The organism is Georgenia alba, from assembly GCF_042665525.1.
In the GTDB taxonomy this organism is placed as follows: domain Bacteria; phylum Actinomycetota; class Actinomycetes; order Actinomycetales; family Actinomycetaceae; genus Allobogoriella; species Allobogoriella alba.
In genome coordinates, this window is the sequence record NZ_JBHTCQ010000003.1 from 282,641 (window position 1) to 306,044 (window position 23,404).

Below are 23,404 nucleotides of genomic sequence, written 5' to 3' on the forward strand. Positions count from 1 at the left end.
CGGAATGTCGACGACCACGGCCACGGCGAAGCAGGTCGCCGTCCACTGCTCCTTCTGCGGGAAGGAGCCCGAGGCGGTCTCGAAGCTGATCGCAGGTCCGGGGATCTACATCTGCGACGGGTGCGTCAGTGCGTGCAACGCCATCCTCGAGACGCACGAGGAGTCCTCGGAGACGCCACCCCCTCCGTGGGAGGCGATGTCCGCCGAGGAGATCCTCGCGGCGCTGCCGAAGATGGCCCGCGTGGGCGACCAGGTCGAGGCCGGACTGCGGCAGTGGATCGGCCGGCTTCGCCAGCAGGGCGTGACGTGGTCCCGCATCGGCGAGTCGCTCGGGATGACGCGACAGTCGGCGTGGGGTCGGTTCTCCGGCGAGGAGTGACCGTCCGGCTAGCCCCCGAAGGTGTACAGCTCGAAGCCGACCGCTCGGTCCGCGGCGAAGCCGTCCAGGGCCGGGGTCGTCCACTCGATCACCTGTCGGGCCTGCTCCTCGACCGGCGTGGCCGGGTCGAGGATCTCGAGGTACCGGCGGTGAGTGGCGAGCGAGGCGACCGCCCGATCCACCTGGTCGGTCACGTCGACGGCGTGCGTGTGGCCGGACGGTGCACCGACGGCCACCCAGCGCGACTGCCAGCGCTCCAGGTGCGCGAGCTCCGGGTGGATCCACTCGTTGTCGGCGTCCGCGACCGCATCGAGCAGCGAACGGCCGAGCGCGCGATGGTCCGCGGAGTTCAGCATGCCGGGCGCCCACGAGTCACCGAAGAACCCGGTGACGACCAGCTCCGGGCGGTGCCGGCGGATCGCGGCGGCGAGATCGCGGCGGAGGTCCAGCCCCTCGACGAGACGCCCGTCGGGATGCCCGAGGAACTCCACCTCGCGCACACCGACGACTGCGGCGGACGCCCGTTCCTCCTCCTCGCGCAGCGGGCCGGACTCGGCCGGCGGCAGGCCGGCGATGCCCGCCTCTCCGCTGGTCGCCAGCACGTACCGCACGTCCTTGCCCTGGTCCGTCCACCGCGCGACGGCGGCAGCGATGCCGTACTCGATGTCATCCGGGTGCGCCGCCACGACGAGCGCACGCTGCCAGTCCTCCGGTAGGGGCTGCATGGCTTGACGGTACTGCCGTGGCGGGCTGCCGGTCACGGGATAGGGCGCCGGTCACGGAATGGGGTACGGGCCACGAGATAGGGGCGCCCGGTCACGGATCTGCGGGTGGGGCGAGTCTCTTGACCTGCGACGCGACGCGACCGTGCGACGCGGTCAGGTGCCGGGGACGCGGTCACGTACCGGGATCGAACGCCTGGCGCGGCGGATCCACAACGACCCCGCACATGACGCCGCGTCCACAAGGCGCGAATATTCGGTTGCCATGTCGAACATGTGTTCGTAGCGTAGGTGTCGACGCGGAGCACTCGACGAGGAGGTGGGCACGTTGTCGGACGTGGTTCAGCACCCCGTGCTCGCCGAGCTTGTCGCGGCGGAGGAGGCAGTGGCCCGTGCGGCGTCGGTCGACCTGCACGACCTCCCGGGCGAGCTCCAGGTGGACGTGCTGAAGCGCGTCGAGCGGCTGCGCCGGCGAACCGAGTCGCTCACCGCGCGGGCACTGGCCACCGTCGAGGCGGACGGCCGGTGGGCCGTCGAGGGCGCCCGGTCGTTCGCCGCGTGGTGGCGTCACCACTCCGGCCGGAACCGCGCCACCGCGTACCGCGAGGTCCACCAGGCGCGGGGCCTGCGAGACCACCTTCCCGCGACGGCCGCGGCCCTGGCCGCGGGCGAGATCACCGGCGACCACGCGGCCGCCATGGCCCGACACGCCACCGACTCACCGGCCCGGCTCGCCCGGCTGGACGACGAGCACGTCGGCGAGGACTTCCTCGTGTCCCAGGCACGGAAGGTGGACGCCGCCCGCTTCGCCGTCCTGGTCCGGCACTGGGCGCTGCGGGCTGATCCGGAGGCGTCGGACCGCACCTACGTCGAGGACAGCGACCGCGAGGAGTTCTACCTGTCCGAGACCATCGACGGGTATGTCCCCGGTGGCCTGCTCTCGCACGCCACGGGAAAGACCCTGCTCACCGCATTGCAGGCACGTATCGGCACCCCGGCCGCGGACGACCGGCGCACACCCGCGCAACGACGCGCGAAGGCGCTCGCCGGTCTCGCGCACCTGGCGCTCGACTCCGGGACCCTGCGGCCGGGCGCGAGGATCCGCCCCCACCTCGCCGTGACGGTCCCGTTCGACACCCTGGAGCGGCTGGCCGAGGCCTCCGCGCCTGCGCACACGCCCGGTTGCCCGGTCGGCGCGGACGCCCCGAGCGACGAGGGCGCCGCGTTCTGCTCGTGCGTATCCGCCCGGCCCGGCACCGCGATCCCGGGCGGGCTCGACTCCACGGCTCTGACCGGCGCCGAGCCCGCCACGTTCGACGACGGCACGCCTGTCGCGCCCGTCCTGCTCGCCCGACTGGCCTGCTCCAGCCACCTCCACCGCGTCGTCTTCGGGCCGGACTCGGGGGTGCTCGACGTCGGTCGGGAAGAACGCCTCTTCACCGCCGCCCAGACGCGCGCGATCGTCGCGCGCGACCGGCAGTGCCGTTTCCCGGGTTGCGACGCGCCACCCGGCGAGGGCGAGATCCACCACAGCCTCTGGTGGGCGGCGCACCACGGAGACACGGCGGTCGCGCTCGGGATCCTGCTGTGCTGGTACCACCACGACTGGGTCCATACCCGCGAGATCACGATCAGCCGAGACGCCGGGCGATGGCGGTTCTACCGGCGCGACGGCACGGAGATCCTCGACACCGCACTCATCGCCTGACGTGCGCTTCAAGACCATCTGGAGCAGCACTGCCGATCCTGGGCCGCCTGGTGTCGTCTTGCACAAGCATCTTGTCGTGCAGCCGCAGGCGCCGATCGGCGAGCGCGGCAACGGCTGGATCGTGCTTGACGACCCATGACGGGTTAGACGCGATCGTTTAGCGAGCCCGATCTCATTCGACGCAGCATGCGTGCGACGAGGAGAGTTCCGAACCCACACACGGCCATCACAACGGTCCAGATCACCGGCACGTCGACCCGTACATCTCGGAGCAGGTTTGCTCCAGCAAGAAGGACCGCCCCGACGGCCGCAGCACAGCACACCCCTGCCACTATCGCTCCACCGCGCCCCAATCTCTCCCGATAGGAAAAGATCGCGCCGCGACCACCAATCACGAAAGCCGCCGTACTCGCAATCAGAGCTGCCCGAAAGTCGATGCCGCCGCCGTCGCCGAGCAAGTTGACGGAAGCGAGGAGCGCGAGCAACGCAAGGACGCCGACGAAGCACCCGACGAACTCGAGCGCGACTGGTAGCCAGGGACTCAACGCCCTTGCTCGCCACCACTGAGCCGCAAATGCGCGCGGATCATCGCCCACGATTTCGTGGAGGTCTCGCCCGGCAGCCACTTGTTGCACCACGTGCCGGCTGATCTCCTCCAACTCGCGGCTCCGGCTTTGTCCAGGGACACCGTGGCTGCGCCAATAGCGGTCGACGTCGTCAATCAACCGGTCCACGTCGTGACTACCCGCCGTCTGCACCATCGCCCACGCCCTTCCGTCCGAAGGAAACACGTTCCCCTCGCGCAGGGCAACGCCCTCGCCTGACAGGGACCTGCCATGACAGGTAGTGGCCAGAGGTGCCGGCGACTGTCGGTTGCTCCTCAGACCGCGAAGTCGACGACGAGCGGGGCGTGATCGGAGAACCGCCTGTCGTACGACGGCGCGCGGTCGACCGTCGCGGTCGTCGCACGCTCGGCGAGCTCGGCGGTGGCGAGCTGGTAGTCGATCCGCCAGCCGGCGTCGTTGTCGAAGGCCTTCCCGCGCCAGGACCACCAGGTGAACGGCCCGGGACCGTCGCCGCCGAGCGAGCGCCCGAGATCCACCCAACCGAGCTCCTCGAACCACCGGTCCAGGTAGGCGATCTCCTCATCGAGCACGCCGGAGTTCTTGTTGTGGTTGCCCTTCCAGTTCTTGATGTCGACCTCGCGGTGCACGATGTTGATGTCGCCGCCGACCACGACGTCCCGCTCCCCCGAGGCGGCCTGCTCGGACAGCTCACTCAACCTCGCGGTGATCTTCTCCAGGTGCGCGTACTTCAGGTCCATCGTCTCGGTGCCCGCGGTCCCGTTGTGGACGTAGACCGAGACGGCCGTCAGCGGCCGCTCGGCACCCGGGGCGTCGATGTCCATCTCCACCCACCGACCGGTGTCGACCGCCGCCTCCGGCGTGCCGTTCCCGAGCCCGACGCGGACGGCGGTCGCCGGCAGACGGCTTGCCACTGCGACGCCTGCGCGACCCTTGAGGTCGCTCGCGTGATGCGCGGTGGTCCACTCCTGGCCCAGATGGTCCTCGAGCACCTCGTCGGTGGCGCGGACCTCCTGCAGCAGCAGCACCTCCGGACAGCGCTCCTGGAGCCACTCCCCCATCCCGCGCCGGTACGCGGCCCGGATCCCGTTGACGTTGACAGAGGCGATACGCAACACAGGGGTCCTTCTCGATCAGATGACTCAGCAGGGGCAAGACTGGGGACGACCAGCTCGGACGACCGGCGACGCGTCCTACGCACGGCGACCACGCCCCGGCCGGTGGACGGCACGATGGTCCGGGCTTGGCGGGTCTGGCGGGAGCGGCGCAGAGCCGCGGATGGTCCCGGACATCGTGTCGTCCGCCGGCCCCTAGGCGGGCCGGCGGCAACGCGACGTTACGCGGCGAGCCCGGCCCGACGCTCCGCGCACTCCACGGCGTTCTTGAAGAGCATCGCGATCGTCGTCGGTCCGACACCGCCCACGCGTGGCGTGATCGCCCCTGCCACCCTCTCACACGACTCGTCGACGTCGGGAAGCAGCTTCTTGCCCTCGTACCTCACGCCGCCGCCGACCACCGTCACGCCCGGCGTGAGGTGCTCCGGCTTGAGGATCCCCGGCACGCCCGCCGCCGCGATGACGACGTCGGCCCGGCGGGTGTACTCGGGCCAGTCCGGAACACCCGTGTGCACCACCGTCACGGCGGCGTTCGCCGTCGGGCGCTTCTGCGACAGCAGCAGCGCCAGCGGTCGGCCCAGGGTCGTGCCCCGGCCCAGGACGCAGACCTCGTGCCCGGCCACGGGCACCTCGTAGTGCGCCAGCAGGGCCTCGATCCCCGCCGGGGTGCATGGCACCGGACCGGGCATCCCGAGCGCCAGGCGACCCATGTTGGTCGGGTGCAGGCCGTCCACGTCCTTGTCCGGGTCCAGCGTCACCATGGCGGCGTCGAAGTCGATCTGCGGCGGCGCCGGGTGCTGGACGAGGACCGCGTCGACGTCGTCGGCGTCGTTCATCTCGCCGATCGCGGCGACGAGATCCTCCTGCGTGGCGTCCTGCGGCAGGTGGATGTGCGGGGACGTCAGCCCCAGCTCGGTGGCCTTGTCCATCTTCATCCGGATGTACCCGGCGCTCGCCTCGTCGTCCCCGACCAGGATGGTGCCCAGCCCCGGCCGGTGACCGGCGTCGACGAGCGCCTGGATGCGCGGACCGAGGCCGGACAGCACGGCGTCGGCGACGGGCCGGCCGGACATGATGCGGGCGCTCATGCGGTGATTCCGGGGTAGAGCGGGAAGTTCTCGGTGAGCCGCTCGACGCGTGCCCGCATCCAGGGCACGTCGGTGGCGAGCGCGTCGCGCAGGGTCGTGGCGATGATGTCGGCGACCTCCTCGAACTCCTCCGCGCCGAACCCTCGGGTGGCGAGCGCAGGGGTGCCGATGCGGAGCCCCGACGTCACGCGCGGCGGACGCGGGTCGTTCGGCACCGCGTTGCGGTTGACGGTGATGCCGGCCTCGTGCAGCAGGTCCTCCGCCTGCTTGCCGTCGAGCGTCGACTCCCGCAGGTCCACGAGCACCAGGTGCACGTCGGTCCCGCCGGTGAGGACCGAGACCCCGGCACTGCGAACGTCGGGGGCGGACAGGCGCTCGGCGAGGATCTGCGCACCCTCGAGGGTGCGGCGCTGCCGGTCGGCGAACTCCGCACCCGCCGCGAGCTTGAACGCGACGGCCTTCGCGGCGACCGCGTGCATGAGCGGACCGCCCTGCTGGCCGGGGAAGACGGCGGAGTCGAGCTTCTTGCCGAACCGCTCGGCGTCGCGCGCGAGCAGGAAGCCGGAGCGCGGACCACCGAGGGTCTTGTGCACGGTGGAGGACACGACGTCGGAGACCGGCACCGGGCTCGGGTGCAGCCCCGCGGCCACGAGACCGGCGAAGTGCGCCATGTCGGTCCACAGGTAGGCGCCGACCTCGTCCGCGATGCTGCGGAACGCGTCGAAGTCGAGCTGGCGGGGGTAGGCGGACCATCCGGCGATGATGATCTTCGGCCGGGTCTCGAGCGCGGCCCTGCGGACCATGTCCATGTCCACGCGGTGCGTCTCGGGGTCGACCCCGTAGGCGGCGACGTCGTACAGCTTGCCGGAGAAGTTGATCTTCATGCCGTGCGTCAGGTGGCCGCCGTGCGCGAGGGAGAGCCCGAGGATCTTGTCCCCCGGGTCCGCGAGCGCGTGCAGCACGGCCGCGTTCGCCTGCGCGCCGGAGTGCGGCTGGACGTTGGCGTACTCCGCACCGAAGAGCTCGGTCGCGCGCGAGATGGCAAGCCCCTCCGCGACGTCGACCTGCTCGCACCCGCCGTAGTACCGGCGGCCCGGGTAGCCCTCGGCGTACTTGTTGGTCAGCACCGAGCCCTGCGCCTGCAGGACGGCGAGCGGCACGAAGTTCTCGCTGGCGATCATCTCGAGCGTCCCGCGCTGCCGGTCGAGCTCGCCGTCGAGGACGGCGGCGATCTCGGGGTCGAGATCGGCGAGCGACTGGTCCAGCACCGGGATCCTCGTGGTCGTCTGGCTCACTGTCGAAGTCCCTTCGAAGGTCACACGTGCACTCTCGTCCGTGACCCTCGGCCCAGGCGTACGACCTCAGGGGTCCTGCTGTGTGCCGCTCCCCGGTGGTGCCCCACCCGCGCCAGTCGCGACGTCGCCAGCGTACACGCGTGACGCCCTCGGCCGTCCAGCGCGTTCCGCGGTTCGGAAGATCGTTAGGTGGGCCGAGCCGCCTTCCTCGTCAGGCGGAGTCGCGGTCGTCGAGGCGGCCGAGCACCTCGTCGGCCTCGGGCCCGTCCTCGCCGAGGATGCGGCGGAGGTAGGCGTAGGTCAGGTCACCGGTGTGCTGGTCGAACTGGTGCTCGTACCCCTGCTTCGCGTACAGCGCGAGGTTCTGCTTGGAGTCCTGGCCGGTGAAGACCCAGACCTCCTTGGTCTGCTCGGGCAGGTACGTCAGCACGGACATGAGCAGCTTGGTGCCGATGCCGCGTCCCTGCAGGTCCGGGACGACGGCGAGCCGGCCCAGGGTCGCCTTCTCGGCCTCCAGCTCCACCCGTATCGAGCCGACCAGCCGCGGCCCGATCCAGGCCCCCAGCGTCACGACGTCGGCGCGCTCGATATCCGCGACCAGCTCGGTGATCGTCTGGGTCAGGGCGGGCAGGTTCGGGTCGCCGTACAGCTGCGCCTCCGTGACGAACGCGGCCCGGCGCACGGTGAGGAGCTCGCCCGCGCCTTCAGCGGTGATGAGGTCGATCCTGACGTCGTCCATGGGCTCAGTCTGGCATCCCTGCGCCGGCTCTCGTCCCATGACGCGACGCCCCGTGCCAGACTTCAGCAGCAAGCAGAGGAGGGCACCCGTGGACGGGATGCGATGACGCCGGCGACACGGACCGCACCGCCCACGCGGAAGGCCACGACCACGCGCGAGACCCGGACGAGACGAACGACGTCGGCGGTGCTGGCGCTCGTGGCGGCCGTCTGCCTCGGCGGCTGTCTGCCCACGCCGAACGACGACCCGTTCGACGCGCCGGACGCACCTGCCCCGACCGGTCCGCTCGGCGAGCCGGAGGGCACGTCGTCCGCGGAGCCCACGCAGACCCCGACGCCGACGCCGGGCCCGAGCTCGCCCGAGCCCACCGCTCCCGACGTGTCCGGGCCCGTCGCGTCCGACGAACTGCTCGGGGCGAACCCGGTCACCCTCGAGATCGGCGTCGGCATCGACGCCGTGGAGTGCAACCTGCCCGCGTGGAGCATGGGGCCGGCCGCCGCGGAGGGCTTCTACGCCGAGGCGATCCGCTGCCACACCCGGGCATGGCGCGACACGCTCGCGCGGTTCGACATCGAGCTCGAGCCTCCCGGCCTCTGGGCCGGCGCCCGGAGCGCCGACTACGACGGCGCGTGCGGGACCAACACGACCGGCAGGGAGGCGTTCTACTGCGGCGAGGACCAGACGATCGTCATGCCGTTCGACTCGATGAGCACGATCGCCCAGTACGGCGCCGGCCACGCGCTCGCCGTGCTGTCGCACGAGTACGGACACCACATCCAGAACCAGATCGGCGTGAGCGCCGGGTACGCCGCTCGCCGGGAGGTCGCCGGATGGGACTCGGCGGAGGGACAGCTGCTCTCCCGCCAGCTCGAGCTCCAGGCATGGTGCTTCTCCGGGATGTTCTACGGCACGAGCGTCGGGCGGGGCTCGATCTCCCAAGCCATGTCCGACGCCGCCTACGACAACAACAGCCACGCGGGCGACCGGCCCGGAGAGCTGCGCGAGCACGGGACGGACGCGAACATCGCCGGCTGGTTCGACTGGGGGCGGCACCCCTCGGACGACCCGGGCGAGGACGTGCGCCCCACGACGTACGAGTGCAACCCCTGGGCGGCCCGCGACGCCAGCACGCTCGAGTAGGGCCGCGTCGCGTTCCCGGGCGACCGGCGCCTCCAGACCCGGGGGCGCCGCCGAGCGTGGTGCGGCTAGATCAGGCCGAGGCCGCGCACGGCCTCGCGCTCCTCGACCAGCTCGGCGACGGAGGCGTCGATCTTGCCCCGCGAGAACTCGTCGATCTCCAGCCCCTGGACGATCTGCCACGTACCGCCGCTCGCGCGCACCGGGAACGAGGAGATGAGGCCCTCGGGCACGCCGTAGGAGCCGTCGGAGACGATCGCGGCCGAGGTCCAGCTGTTCTCCGGCGTGCCGTTCACCCAGTCGTGCACGTGGTCGATGGCAGCGTTCGCGGCGGACGCCGCCGAGGACGCGCCCCGGGCCTCGATGATGGCGGCGCCCCGCTTGGCGACGGTCGGGATGAAGTCGTCCTCCAGCCACGACTGGTCCACGAGCTCGGACGCCGGCCGGCCGGCGACGGTGGCGTGGAACACGTCGGGGTACTGGGTCGCGGAGTGGTTGCCCCAGATCGTGAGGTTCGCGATGTCGGAGACCGATGCACCGGTCTTCGTGGCGAGCTGGCTCAGCGCCCGGTTGTGGTCGAGCCGGGTCATCGCCGTGAACCGCTCGGCCGGCACGTCCGGCGCGTGCCGCTGAGCGATGAGCGCGTTGGTGTTCGCCGGGTTGCCGACCACCAGGACCCGCACGTCGTCGGCCGCACCCGCGTTGATGGCCTCACCCTGCGGGCCGAAGATCCCGCCGTTCGCCTCGAGCAGGTCACCGCGCTCCATGCCCTTCGTGCGCGGACGCGCCCCCACGAGCAGCGCGACGTTCGCCCCCTCGAAGCCCCGCTTCGGGTCGTCGAAGATGTCGATGCCTTCCAGCAGCGGGAAGGCGCAGTCGTCGAGCTCCATGGCGGTGCCCTCGGCGGCCTTGAGCCCCTGCGGGATCTCCAGCAGCCGCAGCCGCACCGGGGTGTCCGGCCCGAGCAGCTGCCCCGAGGCGATGCGGAACAGCAGGGCGTAGCCGATCTGGCCGGCTGCACCGGTGACGGTGACGTTGACGGTCATCGACGCACTCCTTCGTGGGGTGTGGGAGAAACGGTCTCAGGTTAGGTGCTCAGGACCGGCCGAGCCGGGCGAGCGCCTCGTCCAGGGTGGCCGAGGGCCGCATCACGGCGCTCGCCTTCTCGCCGTCCGGGCGGTAGTAGCCGCCGATGTCCACCGGCGAGCCCTGGACGCCCAGCAGCTCCGCGTTGATCGTCTCCTCGCCGTCCACGAGCGCCTGCGCGACCGGTCCGAACGCCGCCGCCAGCTCGGCGTCGACGCTCTGCGCGGCGAGCTCCTGGGCCCAGTAGCGCGCGAGGTAGTAGTGGCTGCCGCGGTTGTCGATCTCACCGACCTTGCGCTTGGGCGACTTGTCCTCCATCAGGAGCGTCGCCGTCGCCTTGTCGAGGGTGTCGGCGAGGACCTGGGCCCGCGCGTTGCCGGTCGAGCCGGCCAGGTGCTCGAAGGAGACCGCGAGCGCCAGGAACTCCCCGAGGCTGTCCCAGCGCAGGTGGTTCTCCTCGACGAGCTGCTGGACGTGCTTGGGTGCCGAGCCGCCCGCGCCGGTCTCGAAGAGCCCGCCACCGTTGATCAGCGGCACGACGGACAGCATCTTGGCCGACGTGCCCAGCTCGAGGATGGGGAACAGGTCGGTGAGGTAGTCGCGCAGGACGTTGCCGGTCACCGAGATGGTGTCCTCGCCGCGGCGGATGCGCTCGAGCGAGAAGCGCGTGGCCTCGGCCGGGGACATGATCTCGATCTGCAGGCCCTGCGTGTCGTGCTCGGGCAGGTAGGTCCGCACCTTCTCGATGAGGTTGCGGTCGTGGGCCCGCTCCGGGTCCAGCCAGAACACGGCCGGGGCACCGGTGGCGCGGGCGCGCGTGACGGCGAGCTTGACCCAGTCGCGGATCGGGACGTCCTTGGTCTGGCAGGCCCGCCAGATGTCTCCGGGCGCCACCTCGTGCGCGACGAGCACCGCACCGGCCGAGTCGACGATCTCGACCCGGCCGGCCGCGGCGATCTGGAAGGTCTTGTCGTGGCTGCCGTACTCCTCGGCCTTCTGGGCCATCAGTCCGACGTTCGGGACCGAGCCCATGCTCGTCGGGTCGTAGGCGCCGTTGGCGAGGCAGTCCTCGATGACCGCCTGGTAGACCCCGGCGTAGGAGGAGTCCGGGATGACGGCGAGGGTGTCCGCCTGCCCGCCGTCGGGCCCCCACATCTTCCCGCCGGCGCGGATCATCGCCGGCATCGAGGCGTCGATGATGACGTCGGAGGGCACGTGGAGGTTGGTGATCCCCTTGTCCGAGTTCACCATGGCCAGGTCCGGGCCGTCGGCGAGGCCCTGCTCGATGGCAGCCCGCGCGCCGTCCCGCACCTCGGGCTCCAGCGCGTCCAGGCCGGCGAGGATGCCACCGAGGCCGTTGTCGGGGCTCAGGCCGGCGGCGTGCAGCTGCTCGCCGTAGGTCTCGAACAGCCCCGGGAGGAAGGCGCGCACCACGTGGCCGAAGATGATCGGGTCCGAGACCTTCATCATCGTGGCCTTGAGGTGCACCGAGAACAGCACCCCGTCGGCCTTCGCACGCTCGACCTGCTCCGCGAGGAAGGCGTCCAGCGCGGCCGCCCGCATCACGGTGCCGTCCACGACCTCGCCCGCCAGCACCGGGACCGACTCCTTGAGGGTCGTCGTCGTGCCGTCGGTGGCGATGTGCCGGATCGTCAGGGTGTCGTCGGCCGGGACGACGACGGACTGCTCGTTGGAGCGGAAGTCGTCACCGCTCATGGTGGCCACCCGGGTCTTCGTGCCGGCGGCCCACTCCCCCATCGAGTGCGGGTACCGGCGCGCGTAGGCCTTCACCGACGCGGGCGCCCGGCGGTCCGAGTTGCCCTCGCGCAGCACCGGGTTCACCGCACTGCCCTTGACCTTGTCGTAGCGGGCGCGGATCTCCTTCTCCTCGTCGGTGGACGGCTCGTCCGGGTAGTCCGGCAGCGCGTAGCCCTGGCCCTGCAGCTCCTTGACCGCGGCCTTGAGCTGCGGCACGGAGGCGCTGATGTTCGGGAGCTTGATGATGTTGGCCTCGGGCGTCTTGGCGAGCTCGCCGAGCTCGGTGAGGTCGTCCGCGATCCGCTGGCCCTCGGTCAGGTACTCGGGGAAGAGCGCGATGATGCGGCCGGCGAGAGAGATGTCACGGGTCTCCACGTCCACCCCGGCGGCGCTGGCGTAGGCCTGAATGATCGGCAGGAACGAGTGGGTCGCCAGCATGGGCGCCTCGTCGGTGTGGGTGTAGATGATCGTGGCCATGGAGTGACGCATCCTGTCTTCGGTCGACGTTTGCTCGACATCAAGATATCTCGCCCGAGCGGTGGCGAACGAGTGGCCTCAGCCGCTGGAGGTGGCGTCGGCCCACCGGCTGAGGTACCCGAGGGAGACGGCGAGCGCGAGGAGGAACACGACGTCGAAGGTGCGCGAGCGTCCGCCGGGGATCGCGTCCTCCGGCGCGACGGCCCGGAAGCCGCCCGCCAGCGCGACGGCGAGCGCGAGCACCAGGACGGCGAGCGTCGGCGAGACCAGGACGGCCGCGAGCGGCACGGCGACGACGGTGGCCAGCACGCCGATCAGTGCCCACGTCCGCCACCCGCGCCTGCTCACCACGCTGGCGAGGCTACCGTGGCGTCGTGCCAGGTCCCGTCTCACCACTCCCGCGCTCCGTCCTCGTGCTCGGTGCCGGCCTGGCCGGCCTGCGGACCGTCGCCGAGCTGCGCGCCCGCGGCTTCGACGGCGAGGTGCGGGTGGTCGGCACCGAGCCCGTGCCGCCCTACGACCGTCCGCCGCTGTCGAAGGAGCTGTTCCGCCGCACGGAGCCGGCGTGGCTCGCCACCGACGGCCTCGGTGACCTGACGGAGCTGGCCGACGATCTGCTCCTAGGGCACCGTGCGGTGGGGCTGCGCGCGGACGGTGCGGGCGCCGAGGTGGACGTGGCGGCACCGGACGGGACGGGCCCGCGGACCTACCGTGCCGACGTCCTCGTGCTCGCCGTGGGGGCGCACGCGGTGACCCCGCCCGGCTGGCACGGCGTGCGGACGCTCCACACGGCGCAGGACGCCGCCGCGCTGCGTGCCGCCCTGCGCCCCGGCCGGCGGCTGCTCGTGGTGGGTGCAGGCTGGATCGGCGCCGAGGTCGCCGGGCTGGCGGCCGCGCGGGGCTGCGACGTCACCGTCCTCGAGGCGGCCGCCGTGCCGCTGGAGCGGCAGGTGGGATCCGTCGTCGGGGCGCAGACCGTGCCGTGGTACGCCGAGGCCGGCGTGGAGCTGCGGTGCTCGACGCCGGTCCGCGGCGTGCGGCCGGGTGCCGTCGAGCTGGTGGACGGGGAGGTGCTGGCGGCCGACGTGGTGCTCGCCGCGACGGGTGTCCGCCCGGCGACGCACTGGCTCGCCGGTGCCCTCCCGACCACCCCGACCGGGGCGGTCCCCGTGGACGCCGCCGGTCGCGTCACGGGCGGACCACCGTCGGTCCGGGCGGTCGGCGACTGCGCCGAGATGACCACGCCCGGCCTCGGCACGGTGCCGGGCGGGCACTGGGACGCGGCCCTGACCCACCCGGCCGCACTCGTGGCCGCGCTCGTCGGGGACGAGGTGCCGCCGACCCCGGCGCCGTACGTCTTCTCGACCCAGCTCGGCCGGGACGTGGCGCTGGTGGGCCGGCCACGGGACGACCTGCGCGTGCTGTACCGCGGCGACCCTGCGGGGCGGGAGTGGTCGGCCCTCGTCGTGGACGACTCGGGACCCGCGCCGCGGCTGGTAGCCGGATTCACGGCCGACCGGCCGCGGGACGTCGGACCGCTCCGGCGTCTCCTCGCCGGGGGCGCGACGCCGGGCCTCGACCCGGGTGCCGCGGCGGACGTCGGCACCCCGCTGAAGAAGGCCGTGCTGACCTGACCGCGGTCGCGGACGACCTCAGTGGAAGAAGTGGCGCGTCCCGGTGAGGTACATCGTGATGCCCGCCTCCTGCGCGGCCGCGATCACCTCGTGGTCGCGGACCGAACCGCCGGGCTGGACGACCGCCGTGACGCCGGCGTCGATGAGCACCTGCAGCCCGTCCGGGAACGGGAAGAACGCGTCGGACGCGGCGACCGCGCCCCGGGAACGCCGCGGGGCGGCCGCCCCCGCCTGGTTCTCGGCACCGCCGGCGCCGTCCACGTCCGAGACCACCTCGACGCCCAGCGTGTCGGCGCGTTCCACCGCGAGGCGGCACGAGTCCACGCGGTTCACCTGCCCCATCCCGACGCCCACGCTGGCGCCGTCGCGCGCCAGCAGGACCGCGTTGGACTTCACCGAGCGGCACGCCTTCCACGCGAACGCCAGGTCGGCGAGCACCTCGGGTGAGGCCGGCTCGCCCGCCGCGAGCGTCCAGCTGTGCGGGTCGTCGCCCGCGGCGTCGACCTGGTCGCGCATCTGGACGAGGATCCCGCCGCTGATCTGCCGGAGCTCGGCCGGCCGCTCACCCGCCGGGTCCGGGCAGCGCAGCACGCGGACGTTCTTCTTCGCGCGGAGCACCTCGAGCGCCCCGTCCTCGAAGTCGGGCGCGAGGACGACCTCGGTGAAGACCTCGGCGATCTGCCGGGCCATCGCCACGCTCACCGGCCGGTTGGCCGCCACCACGCCACCGAACGCGGAGACGGGGTCGCAGGCGTGTGCCTTGGCGTGGGCCTCGGCCACGGTCGCGCCGACCGCGATGCCGCACGGGTTGGCGTGCTTGATGATCGCGACGGCGGGCTCGTCGAACGTGTACGCGGCGCGGCGCGCGGCGTCGGTGTCGACGTAGTTGTTGTACGACATCGCCTTGCCGTGCAGCTGCTCGGCCCCGGCGAGGCCGGCCGGACCGCTCTCGTCCCGGTAGAGGGCCGCGGCCTGGTGCGGGTTCTCGCCGTAGCGCAGCACGTCGGCCTTCTGCCAGGTCTCGCCGGCGAACGCAGGCCACCCGTCCTCGGTCCCGACGTAGGTCGAGGCGAACCAGTTCGCGACGGCGACGTCGTAGGCGGCGGTGTGTGCGAACGCCTCCGCGGCGAGCTGCTTGCGCTGCTCGAGCGTGAAGCCGTCCGCGGCCACCGCGGCGAGCACATCGCCGTACCGGGTCGGCGAGGTCACGATCGCGACGGACGGGTGGTTCTTCGCGGCGGCCCGCACCATCGAGGGTCCGCCGATGTCGATCTGTTCCACGCACTCGTCCGGCGCGGCGCCCGAGGCGACGGTCTCGGTGAACGGGTAGAGGTTGGAGACCACGAGGTCGAAGGGTGCGACGTCGAGCTCGGCGAGCTGGGCCACGTGGTCCGTGCGCCGCCGGTCCGCCAGGATGCCGGCGTGCACGCGGGGGTGCAGGGTCTTGACGCGGCCGTCGAGGCACTCGGGGAAGCCGGTGAGGTCCTCGACCCTGGTGACGGGCACGTCGAGGCCGGCGATCAGGCGGGCGGACCCTCCGGTGGAGACGAGCTCCACGCCGGCCTCGTGCAGCCCGCGGACGAGGTCCTCGAGCCCGGACTTGTCGTAGACGGACACCAGGGCCCGTCGGATCGGGACTCGGTCACCGACGGTGGCGGGCACGATCGGGCTGCTTGGCTGGCTGCTCACGGAGGCTCCTGGGGCTCGACGGCGGGTCGGGGCGCGCGGCTGCCGCACCCGGTCCCGGCACCCAGGCGTGCGGTGCGCTGCAGGGAACTTCCGGCCGCTCCCCGGTGGTGGGCTCCACCTGTGCGCCAGTCACGGCCGCGGACCACTCTAGCGAACGGAGCGCCCCGCGCCGAGGTGCACGTGGCGGCCCTCGATCCGCCAGCCGTTGCGGGCCAGCCGGCCGACCTCCTCGACCAGCTGCGCCCGCTCGGCGACCTTGATCCGCTCGGTCAGCGACTCCTCGTCGTCGTCCTGCAGGACCGGGACAGCGACCTGGGCGAGGATGACGCCGGTATCCATGCCGGCGTCGACGAAGAACAGGGTCGCACCGGCGATCTTGACGCCGTACTCGAGCGCGTCGCGCGGGCCGTGGATGCCCGGGAACGCCGGCAGCAGCGCATTGTGCGTGTTGACGTACCGCCCCTCGAAGCGCTCCAGGAACCGCGGGCCGCACAGCTTGAGGAACCCGGCCGAGACCACGAGATCGGGCTCGTGCGCGGCGACCTGCTCGGTCAGCGCGCGGTCCCATGCCTCCCGGTCGGGGTGGTCCTGGACGCGTTCGACGAAGGTCGGTACGCCGTCCCGCTCGGCGAGCGTCGCACCCCCGGTGCCGGGCCGGTCCGCGCCGACGGCGACCACCTGGGCGCCGTAGTCGGGGTCGCTGCACGCCTTCAGCAGCGCGGCGAGGTTCGAGCCGCCGCCGGAGACCAGGACGACGAGCCGTGCGGGTCGTCCGGGCATGACGAAACGGCCGGTCGGCTCGGTGGTGGTCACCCGGCGAGAGTAGTGCGCCCGTGGGAGATGATGGGGACATGCCCGACCCGCAGCCGCCGCAAGGCAGCCCGTTCCTGTCCCCGCGGCAGTCACGCCGGGACGCCGAGCCCGATCCGGAGGCGCAGCGCCGCGCGATCCGCACGACCCGGCTGTTCGGCCTGTCGCTCCTCCTCGTGGTCGCCCTCACCCTCCTCCAGCCGCCGTGGCCGGTCCCGGTGGCGACGGCCGTCCTGGCGGGGGCCTCCGTGGCGCTCGGGGTCGTCGGGCTCGTCCGGATCCGGCTCCACCGGGTGCGCGGGGCGTTGACCGTCGCCGTGCTGGCCGGGCTCCTCGTCGCAGGATTCATGGCGATGGCGACGTCGGCCCAGGTGCTCCTGTGGCGCGAGTACCAGGCCTACGGCGAGTGCCTGGAGTCGGCGATCACCCAGCAGGCTCGCGACGCGTGCCAGGCCCGGCTCGAGCGGTCGCTGGAGGAGCGTATGGACCAGATGATGGTGGACCCCGCCCGCTCCTGAGCCCTACCCGCGGTCAGCGGCGCTCGGCGCGCGACCACGACGAGAGGGACGGGCCTGACCAGCCGCCCGAGCTGCCGGACGGCCGGTCGTCGTCGCCCTCCGCGACGTCGTCGGCGGTGGCCGCGTGGTCCTCGGCGGCGTCCTGAGCGTCGGCGCGTGCGGGATCGCTCCGGGCGTCGGCGGCCTCGCCGGGCGTCTCCGCGGAGGGCGCACCGACGGCGTCCGTGGCTGCGCCTTCGTCGGGGGCTGATTCCGGGTGTGTCCCGGCCGCGGGCCTCGCCCTCCTGGTGGCGCGAGCCTCGCTCAGCCGGCCGGCCGCGCCGGAGACGCCGCCACGGGCGGCGTGGACGCCCATGCCGAGCATCGCGCGGGTCCGGCCGTGCAGGGCCACCACGGTGATCACCATCGCCAGGCCCGTCTCGACGAGCAGCATCCCGGCGACCGCGGGTGGCCGACCGCCCATCTCCGACATGCGTCCTGGGCCGATGGAGCCTGCCGCCAGGTGGGTGAGCACAGCCGCGGCGAGCGCCAGACCGAGGGCGCCGACCGCCGCACTCCCCGCCGCCTCCGCGAGCGTCCGGTCCGCGCGGCGCCGGTGGAGCAGCACCCCTGCGCCGACCCCGACCACGACGGTGAGCGCGAGAACCCACTGCGGCCCGGAGGAGCCCGGCTCGGGCAGCCCGCCGAGCAGCGGCACGGCCGGCAGCGGCGCCGAGACGGACTCACCGGGCGCAAAGTGCGTCCCGGTGCCGACGGCGAACCCGGGGCCGGCCGCCCACGCCAGCGCCCACAGCACCAGGGTCGGCAGGAACACCAGCTGCGCGAGTCCCATGAGGACGAGGTTCACCGGATCGAGCAGGTAGGCGTCCTGGATCATCCGCACCCGGTCCCACCCGGCGACCAGGGCCGCGACGAGCAGGCCGGAGGCGACCACGACCAGGCCGACGAGTGCCAGCCCGCCCGCACGCAGGCCGTCGCTCACCCAGTGCGGTGTCCGCGGGATCGTCAGCTCCCCGCCGCTGCGCCGCACGGCGAGCGCGGTGCCGATCGAGCCGACGACGAGAGCACCGAGGAGCGCGCCGAGCCGCCCACCGGGAGCGAGGAAGGACGCCACGAGGACCGTGAGGAGATAGCCACCCACGGCGAACGCGCCGACGACGGGATCCGCGATCCGGACGCGCCGCACCGCGAGGTACGTCACGGCGACGCACAGCAGTGTCAGTCCCAGCGGGGCCACCGTCACCACGCCGGACCCGGCCTCCATCTCGCCGCCGTGGGCGAGCAGCCACAGCGAGATCCCGGTCCGGGCCGCGGCCTGCCAGGACGCCTCGCCGAGCGCGGGTGCCGCCGCCGTGGCCACGTAGGCGGTCACCGCGGGCACGACGACGGCCAGGCAGCTGAGCACCGCTGCCTCGACGCCGCTGACCAGCCCTCGCAGCCATCCCTCGGGCACGGTCCGGCGGCGCGGGACGTCGTGGTCGATGACCCGCGCCGGCCGGGTCTGCGTGCTGGTCGCCATCGCTCCCCATCGTCGGCCCTGCGGAGCCCGGGACCGGCGCGCCGCACCGGCGTGTCGGCAGCAGGTGGCCGGCGGGTGCCCGATATCGGCGTGTCGGCGCCATGTCGGCAGCCCGCCCTGACGGCCGGACCCGGTCAGTATCGTGAGAGCGCCGGGACGGGACGGCCGAGACGGGACGGAGCCAGGACCATGGGTCGACCACGGCGGGCCCCGGACGCGCCACGCGCCGGACCCACCCTGACCGCCGTGCTCTGGGACCCCGCACGGGGCACGGCCGATCTGCGCGCGGCCACCGAGGACGCCGCCGTCCGCTCGCGGCTGCCGACGACCGTCGACGGCGGGCCCGAGCACGGCCTCGTGCACTGGCATGTGTGGGTCGGTGGCCTCGGGCTCGGGCTGCCCGAGGACCGGGAGGAGGACTGGACCGACCTCGGTCTAGCGGTCGGGGCTGCCGTCGACACCGTCGACCCGGCACTCGCGCTCGCCGCACCGGAATGGGGGGCCGGCTCACTCGCCGCGCCCGACCCGGGTGAGCTCGCGCCGGGACTGCACGCCGGTCGTGCCCGACGCCGGGACCTCGATGCTGCCCGGGTCGGACGATTCACCAAGCTCGCCGAGCGGCAGGTCGTGCGGGCGGACGACGACGGCTGGGTGTGGGCGGCTGACGGTGCCGTCCCGCTGTGGACCGCACCTCGGGTCGAGGCCGCCCGCCTGGTGCCGGCGGTGTTCCACGCCTGGTGGGGCCGCCGGCCCGACCAGGAGGCGCCGGAGCTACCGCGCTCGGTGCTGCTGCGCGGTCCCGAGGACGCCCCCGGCTCCTCGCCGCGACCGTCGGCCTGACGCCGCCGCGCGGGTCGAGGCCCGAGGTCGCCCCCGAGGCCCGGTCGGCGAGGGGGCCGCGGCCGCGACCGCTCGTCAACATTGGTTGACACAACCCGGGTTGTCAACCTACATTGACACCATGACCGTCACCGAGACCGCGACCGCGGCACAGAGCCCCGACCCCACCACCGGGCTGCGTGCGGTCCGCGCCCTCCGCGAGCTGGCGGAGCGCCTGGAGGTCCTCCAGGTCGAGCGGGCGCGCGACCTCGGCTGGTCCTGGCAGGAGATCGCCGCCGAGCTCGGCGTGAGCCGTCAGGCCGTGCACAAGAAGCACGGCCGCCGGCGCCGCTGAGCGCACGACCTCGACCGACTCGCCCGTCAACGACCGGCACGAGCCGGCCGTCCCCAGGAGGAGACATGTTCGAACGCTTCACGAAGGACGCGCGCACCGCCGTCATCCACGCCCAGGAGGAGGCCCGCGAGCTGAGGTGCTCGTGGATCGGCGCCGAGCACGTCGCCCTCGGCGTGCTCAGCGCCGACGGCTCCGCCGTCCGGGCCCTGCGCCGGGCCGGGCACGACCCGGCGGTCCTGGCGAACCAGCTGCGCCGGATCGCCACCGGGTCCGGGCTCGACGGCGAGGCACTCGCCGCCGTCGGCATCGACCTCGACGCCGTCAGCCGTAGCTCCGACGCGATCTTCGGCGACGGCGCCCTCGAGCGGGCCGGCCGAGGGCGCCGTCGCCGAGGCGGCCACATCCCGTTCACGAGCGCGGCCAGGAAGGCCCTCGAGCTCGCCCTGCGCGAGGCGCTGCGCCTCGAGGACAAGGAGATCAGTGACCGCCACCTGCTCCTCGGTGTGATCCGCGGCGGCGGGCCCGCCGGCGAGGTGCTGGCCGGCCACGACGTCGGAGCGGTCCGCGCGTCGCTGGAGGCCCGGCCGGACGCCGCCTGACTCAGTAGTGGCTCCGCAGCCCCAGCACGTCGCCGCGTCCGAGGCTCGCCGAGGAGGCGTTGCACGGCGGCATGCTGGGACTCATCGTCAGGTCGCTGCCGCCGCGCTCGGTCACGTGGCCGAGGCCGACCGCGTGGCCGAGCTCGTGGGCCAGCGTGCTGCCGACGTGGAAGCGACTCCCCCGGCACCCCGAGACGGACGTCACCCATCGACGCTCCGACCGGTCGATCCGCACGTCGGCCTCGATGACCCGCCCGCTCGAGGACCAGGCACAGGTCAGCCCGAGCACGCTGCCGGTGAGATGACCGCCGTCGATGACGCTCCGGCCGTCCCGCGCCGTGCAGGCGTTCGACGCACCGTCGATGTCGGCGTCCACCGCAGTGGTGCCCGGCATGCGCAGGTCGAGGGTCGGGTTCACGCTCATGCCGCAGTTGTTGCGGGCGTTCTCGATGGTCGTCACCGCGTTCCGGGTAGCACTGGTCCACTGCGTGCGCGTGACGCCGTTCGGCACGCGCTCGACGTTGAGGCGCCAGGTGGCCGGGGTGGTCCACCGGTAGGACAGCCGGTTGTTGTCGGTCAGCCGGCACCGGCCAACCGCCTGGGCGGACACGTCGTCGGCGTGCGCCGAGGCGTCGGCGGAGAGGTCCACGACCTCCACGCGGTCCGGCGCCGCTCCCGCCTGCAGGCGCTCGACCGTGCGACCGAGCGGCGTCGTCCCGGTGGTCTCGAGGACGGCCGTGACGAGGCCGTCGTCGGCCACGGAGAGCTCGAGCGACGGGCTCGTGCCGTCGTCGGTCAGCAGGGAGACCGTCACGGTCTCGCCGGCCTCCGGTACCGGGACGCCGAAGCCGCCGGCGTCGAGGCGTGTGCCGGCGAGGTCGCAGTCGAGTGCGTCCAGCCCGTCGACGACCGCCTCGATGGTCACGACGCCGGTCTCGGGGCAGTCGGGCGCCGCGGATGTCTCGGCGGTCGCCTGGGTACCGATGCCCAGGCTCCCGACGACCGCGGCGGCGGCCACGACGGCTCCTGCTCGTCCTCGTCCCATGCCAGCCTCCTCGCTCGGCGCGTCGAAGATAGCAGACACAGACTCCCCGAAAACCGGCCGGACGGCCATGCCGGAACATGCACGACGGCGGCCGCTCCCCGTCCGGGAGCGGCCGCCGTCGCGGGAACCTCAGGCCAGCAGCGAGCGGGCGAGCCGGGCCGTCTCGGACGGCGTCTTGCCGACCTTGACGCCGGCCGCCTCGAGCGCGACCTTCTTGGCCTCGGCGGTGCCGGACGAGCCGGAGACGATGGCGCCGGCGTGGCCCATCGTCTTGCCCTCGGGGGCGGTGAAGCCGGCCACGTAGCCGACGACGGGCTTGGTGACGTGCTCCTTGATGAACGCCGCGGCGCGCTCCTCCGCGTCGCCGCCGATCTCGCCGATCATGACGATGAGATCGGTCTCCGGGTCCTCCTGGAAGGCGCGGAGCGCGTCGATGTGCGTGGTGCCGATGACCGGGTCGCCGCCGATCCCGATGCAGGTCGAGAAGCCGATGTCCGACAGCTCGTACATCATCTGGTAGGTCAGCGTGCCGGACTTCGAGACCAGGCCGATGCGGCCCGGGCCGGTGATGTCCGCCGGCGTGATACCCACGTTCGACTGGCCGGGCGTGATGATGCCCGGGCAGTTCGGGCCGATGAGCCGCACGCCCTTGGACTGTGCGTACGCGAAGAACTGCGCGGTGTCCGCGACGGGAACCCCCTCGGTGATGATCACCACGAGCGGGATGCCGGCGTCCACGGCCTCCACGACGGCGGCCTTCGTGTACGCCGGCGGCACGAAGATGACGGAGACATCGGCGCCGGTGGCCTCCTTGGCCTCCGAGACCGTCCCGTAGACCGGCACCGAGACGGTGCCGCCCTGGCGGGTCTCTGCGCCTGGACCGATCGGCGTGACCTCGAAGTCCACCGAGGTGCCGGCCTTGCGCGGGTTGACGCCGCCGACGATCTGGGTCCCGGAGTTCAGCATCCGCGAGGTGTGGATCTGACCCATCGAGCCGGTCATGCCCTGGACGATGACCTTGGAGGAGGAGGTGAGAAGGATCGACATGTAGGTGCTCCGTCCTTAGTTCGCAGCAGCGAGCTCGGCGGCCTTGGCCGCGGCCTCGTCCATCGTGGGCACGACGGTCACGAGCGGGTGGTTGGCATCGGTGAGGATCGTGCGTCCCTCCTCGACGTTGTTGCCGTCCAGGCGGACCACGAGCGGCTTGGTGGCGGCGTCGCCGAGGATCTCCAGTGCCCGGACGATGCCGGTCGCGACCTCGTCGCAGGCGGTGATGCCGCCGAAGACGTTCACGAACACCGACTTGACCTGCTCGTCGCCGAGGATGACGTCCAGGCCGTTGGCCATCACCTGGGCGTTCGCGCCGCCGCCGATGTCGAGGAAGTTCGCCGGCTTCACGCCGTGCTGCTCGCCGGCGTACGCGACGACGTCGAGGGTGGACATGACCAGGCCGGCCCCGTTGCCGATGATGCCGACCTCGCCGTCGAGCTTGACGTAGTTGAGGTCGAGCTCCTTGGCCTTCGCCTCCAGCGGATCGGTCGCGGCCTTGTCGACCAGCTCGGCGTGGTCGGGGTGCCGGAAGTCGGCGTTCTCGTCGATGCTGACCTTGCCGTCGAGCGCGATGATCGCGCCGTCCTCGGTGCGGACCAGCGGGTTGACCTCGACGAGCGTCGCGTCCTCCTCGTCGTAGACGGTCCAGAGCTGCTCGATCACGCCGGCGACCTCGTCCGCGATCTCCGGCGCGAAGCCCGCCGCGGAGACGATCTCGGCGGCCTTCGCCCGGTCGATCCCCACGATCGGGTCGACCGCGACGCGGGCGAGCGCGTCCGGACGCTCGACGGCGAGCTGCTCGATCTCCATGCCGCCCTCGACGGACGCCATCGCGAGGTAGCGCCGCTCGGCGCGGTCGAGCAGGACCGAGAAGTAGTACTCCTCGGCGATCTTCGCGCCCTCCGCGATCATCACGCGGTGAACGGTGTGCCCCTTGATGTCCATGCCGAGGATGTCCGAGGCGCGGGCCTCGGCCTCCGCGGGGCTGTGCGCCAGCTTGACGCCACCGGCCTTGCCACGCCCGCCGGTCTTCACCTGAGCCTTGACGACGACCGTGCCGCCGCCGAGCTCCTCGGCCGCTGACCTGGCCTCGGCCGGGGTTGTCGCGACGATGCCGCGGAGCACGGGCACACCGTGCTTCTCGAAGACGTCACGAGCCTGGTACTCGTAGAGGTCCACGCCTGAAGTCCTTCCGTTGGCTTCACTCACGATGTTTCGACATCGAGACATCCGGCGAAAAGCCTACAGCGCCGTCGGCATCGCCCAGCGCCTGCGCGG

The 23,404-nt window shown here is 72.7% G+C and carries 23 protein-coding genes and 2 riboswitches; of the genes, 8 read left to right on the forward strand and 15 right to left on the reverse strand.

Annotated features, from left to right (window positions below; all coding sequences use genetic code 11):
* The first annotated feature begins 4 nt into the window (after positions 1 to 4).
* Complete coding sequence (locus ACFQQL_RS15220) at positions 5 to 379, forward strand: ClpX C4-type zinc finger protein (RefSeq protein WP_382395893.1); 375 nt, start codon at positions 5 to 7, stop codon at positions 377 to 379.
* Between the two features lie 8 nt (positions 380 to 387).
* Here ACFQQL_RS15220 and ACFQQL_RS15225 read toward each other — a convergent pair whose 3' ends face one another.
* Complete coding sequence (locus tag ACFQQL_RS15225) at positions 388 to 1,104, reverse strand: PIG-L deacetylase family protein (protein WP_382395895.1); 717 nt, start codon at positions 1,102 to 1,104, stop codon at positions 388 to 390.
* A 334-nt stretch (positions 1,105 to 1,438) separates the two neighbouring features.
* Here ACFQQL_RS15225 and ACFQQL_RS15230 point away from each other — a divergent pair, with 334 nt between their 5' ends.
* Positions 1,439 to 2,809 carry a DUF222 domain-containing protein gene (locus ACFQQL_RS15230; protein WP_382395897.1) on the forward strand — a complete coding sequence of 457 codons (1,371 nt, stop codon included), beginning with the start codon at positions 1,439 to 1,441 and terminating at the stop codon, positions 2,807 to 2,809.
* 143 nt (positions 2,810 to 2,952) lie between these two features.
* Here the strand turns inward: ACFQQL_RS15230 and ACFQQL_RS15235 are convergent, their stop codons facing one another.
* The 5 genes from ACFQQL_RS15235 to ACFQQL_RS15255 form a co-directional block, all read right to left on the reverse strand.
* The gene (locus ACFQQL_RS15235; protein WP_382395899.1) at positions 2,953 to 3,570 is read right to left on the reverse strand and encodes a hypothetical protein; all 618 of its coding nucleotides are present in this window, start codon (positions 3,568 to 3,570) and stop codon (positions 2,953 to 2,955) included.
* 119 nt (positions 3,571 to 3,689) lie between these two features.
* Positions 3,690 to 4,511 (reverse strand): exodeoxyribonuclease III, encoded by an 822-nt coding sequence (locus ACFQQL_RS15240; RefSeq protein WP_382395901.1) that lies wholly within the window; start codon positions 4,509 to 4,511, stop codon positions 3,690 to 3,692.
* A 218-nt stretch (positions 4,512 to 4,729) separates the two neighbouring features.
* The gene (locus tag ACFQQL_RS15245; RefSeq protein WP_382395903.1) at positions 4,730 to 5,596 is read right to left on the reverse strand and encodes a bifunctional 5,10-methylenetetrahydrofolate dehydrogenase/5,10-methenyltetrahydrofolate cyclohydrolase; all 867 of its coding nucleotides are present in this window, start codon (positions 5,594 to 5,596) and stop codon (positions 4,730 to 4,732) included.
* Positions 5,593 to 6,891, reverse strand: coding sequence for a serine hydroxymethyltransferase (gene glyA / locus ACFQQL_RS15250; protein ID WP_382395905.1), 1,299 nt, complete (start codon positions 6,889 to 6,891; stop codon positions 5,593 to 5,595). The genes ACFQQL_RS15245 and glyA overlap by 4 nt, the downstream gene beginning before the upstream one ends.
* Positions 6,892 to 6,934: 43 nt before the next feature.
* Positions 6,935 to 7,021: riboswitch (ZMP/ZTP riboswitch) on the reverse strand.
* 81 nt (positions 7,022 to 7,102) lie between these two features.
* Positions 7,103 to 7,630 (reverse strand): GNAT family N-acetyltransferase, encoded by a 528-nt coding sequence (locus ACFQQL_RS15255; RefSeq protein WP_382395907.1) that lies wholly within the window; start codon positions 7,628 to 7,630, stop codon positions 7,103 to 7,105.
* 102 nt (positions 7,631 to 7,732) lie between these two features.
* Here ACFQQL_RS15255 and ACFQQL_RS15260 point away from each other — a divergent pair, with 102 nt between their 5' ends.
* Positions 7,733 to 8,770, forward strand: coding sequence for a neutral zinc metallopeptidase (locus ACFQQL_RS15260; protein ID WP_382395909.1), 1,038 nt, complete (start codon positions 7,733 to 7,735; stop codon positions 8,768 to 8,770).
* Between the two features lie 65 nt (positions 8,771 to 8,835).
* On the opposite strand, the gene ACFQQL_RS15265 is transcribed toward ACFQQL_RS15260, so the two are convergent.
* From ACFQQL_RS15265 to ACFQQL_RS15275, 3 genes are all read right to left on the reverse strand, one after another.
* Positions 8,836 to 9,813, reverse strand: coding sequence for a malate dehydrogenase (locus ACFQQL_RS15265; RefSeq protein WP_382395911.1), 978 nt, complete (start codon positions 9,811 to 9,813; stop codon positions 8,836 to 8,838).
* 49 nt (positions 9,814 to 9,862) lie between these two features.
* The gene (locus ACFQQL_RS15270; RefSeq protein WP_382395913.1) at positions 9,863 to 12,088 is read right to left on the reverse strand and encodes an NADP-dependent isocitrate dehydrogenase; all 2,226 of its coding nucleotides are present in this window, start codon (positions 12,086 to 12,088) and stop codon (positions 9,863 to 9,865) included.
* 78 nt (positions 12,089 to 12,166) lie between these two features.
* The gene (locus tag ACFQQL_RS15275; protein WP_382395915.1) at positions 12,167 to 12,439 is read right to left on the reverse strand and encodes a hypothetical protein; all 273 of its coding nucleotides are present in this window, start codon (positions 12,437 to 12,439) and stop codon (positions 12,167 to 12,169) included.
* 23 nt (positions 12,440 to 12,462) lie between these two features.
* Here ACFQQL_RS15275 and ACFQQL_RS15280 point away from each other — a divergent pair, with 23 nt between their 5' ends.
* Positions 12,463 to 13,722 carry an NAD(P)/FAD-dependent oxidoreductase gene (locus tag ACFQQL_RS15280; RefSeq protein ID WP_382395917.1) on the forward strand — a complete coding sequence of 420 codons (1,260 nt, stop codon included), beginning with the start codon at positions 12,463 to 12,465 and terminating at the stop codon, positions 13,720 to 13,722.
* A gap of 18 nt (positions 13,723 to 13,740) precedes the next feature.
* Here the strand turns inward: ACFQQL_RS15280 and purH are convergent, their stop codons facing one another.
* Both purH and purN read right to left on the reverse strand, forming a co-directional pair.
* Positions 13,741 to 15,384 (reverse strand): bifunctional phosphoribosylaminoimidazolecarboxamide formyltransferase/IMP cyclohydrolase, encoded by a 1,644-nt coding sequence (gene purH, locus ACFQQL_RS15285; RefSeq protein ID WP_382396153.1) that lies wholly within the window; start codon positions 15,382 to 15,384, stop codon positions 13,741 to 13,743.
* A gap of 79 nt (positions 15,385 to 15,463) precedes the next feature.
* Positions 15,464 to 15,554, reverse strand: a riboswitch (ZMP/ZTP riboswitch).
* Positions 15,555 to 15,558: 4 nt separating this feature from the next.
* Positions 15,559 to 16,191: a phosphoribosylglycinamide formyltransferase gene (gene purN, locus ACFQQL_RS15290; protein WP_382396154.1), complete on the reverse strand. Its 633-nt coding sequence runs from the start codon at positions 16,189 to 16,191 to the stop codon at positions 15,559 to 15,561.
* Between the two features lie 71 nt (positions 16,192 to 16,262).
* Here purN and ACFQQL_RS15295 point away from each other — a divergent pair, with 71 nt between their 5' ends.
* Complete coding sequence (locus tag ACFQQL_RS15295; protein WP_382395919.1) at positions 16,263 to 16,739, forward strand: hypothetical protein; 477 nt, start codon at positions 16,263 to 16,265, stop codon at positions 16,737 to 16,739.
* Positions 16,740 to 16,752: 13 nt separating this feature from the next.
* On the opposite strand, the gene ACFQQL_RS15300 is transcribed toward ACFQQL_RS15295, so the two are convergent.
* Positions 16,753 to 18,258, reverse strand: a complete 1,506-nt coding sequence (locus ACFQQL_RS15300) for a cell division protein PerM (protein ID WP_382395920.1) — start codon at positions 18,256 to 18,258, stop codon at positions 16,753 to 16,755.
* Between the two features lie 189 nt (positions 18,259 to 18,447).
* Here ACFQQL_RS15300 and ACFQQL_RS15305 point away from each other — a divergent pair, with 189 nt between their 5' ends.
* The 3 genes from ACFQQL_RS15305 (at position 18,448) to ACFQQL_RS15315 (ending at position 20,031) form a co-directional block, all read left to right on the forward strand.
* Positions 18,448 to 19,098 (forward strand): hypothetical protein, encoded by a 651-nt coding sequence (locus ACFQQL_RS15305; RefSeq protein ID WP_382395922.1) that lies wholly within the window; start codon positions 18,448 to 18,450, stop codon positions 19,096 to 19,098.
* Positions 19,099 to 19,219: 121 nt separating this feature from the next.
* Positions 19,220 to 19,432 carry a helix-turn-helix domain-containing protein gene (locus ACFQQL_RS15310; RefSeq protein WP_382395924.1) on the forward strand — a complete coding sequence of 71 codons (213 nt, stop codon included), beginning with the start codon at positions 19,220 to 19,222 and terminating at the stop codon, positions 19,430 to 19,432.
* A 65-nt stretch (positions 19,433 to 19,497) separates the two neighbouring features.
* On the forward strand, positions 19,498 to 20,031 hold the full coding sequence (locus ACFQQL_RS15315) for a Clp protease N-terminal domain-containing protein (protein WP_382395926.1): 534 nt from the start codon (positions 19,498 to 19,500) through the stop codon (positions 20,029 to 20,031).
* Between the two features lies 1 nt (position 20,032).
* On the opposite strand, the gene ACFQQL_RS15320 is transcribed toward ACFQQL_RS15315, so the two are convergent.
* The 3 genes from ACFQQL_RS15320 to sucC form a co-directional block, all read right to left on the reverse strand.
* Positions 20,033 to 21,076, reverse strand: coding sequence for a matrixin family metalloprotease (locus ACFQQL_RS15320; RefSeq protein WP_382395928.1), 1,044 nt, complete (start codon positions 21,074 to 21,076; stop codon positions 20,033 to 20,035).
* 129 nt (positions 21,077 to 21,205) lie between these two features.
* Complete coding sequence (gene sucD, locus ACFQQL_RS15325; RefSeq protein WP_382395930.1) at positions 21,206 to 22,123, reverse strand: succinate--CoA ligase subunit alpha; 918 nt, start codon at positions 22,121 to 22,123, stop codon at positions 21,206 to 21,208.
* Between the two features lie 15 nt (positions 22,124 to 22,138).
* Positions 22,139 to 23,305: an ADP-forming succinate--CoA ligase subunit beta gene (sucC, locus tag ACFQQL_RS15330; protein ID WP_382395932.1), complete on the reverse strand. Its 1,167-nt coding sequence runs from the start codon at positions 23,303 to 23,305 to the stop codon at positions 22,139 to 22,141.
* Positions 23,306 to 23,404 lie beyond the last annotated feature (99 nt).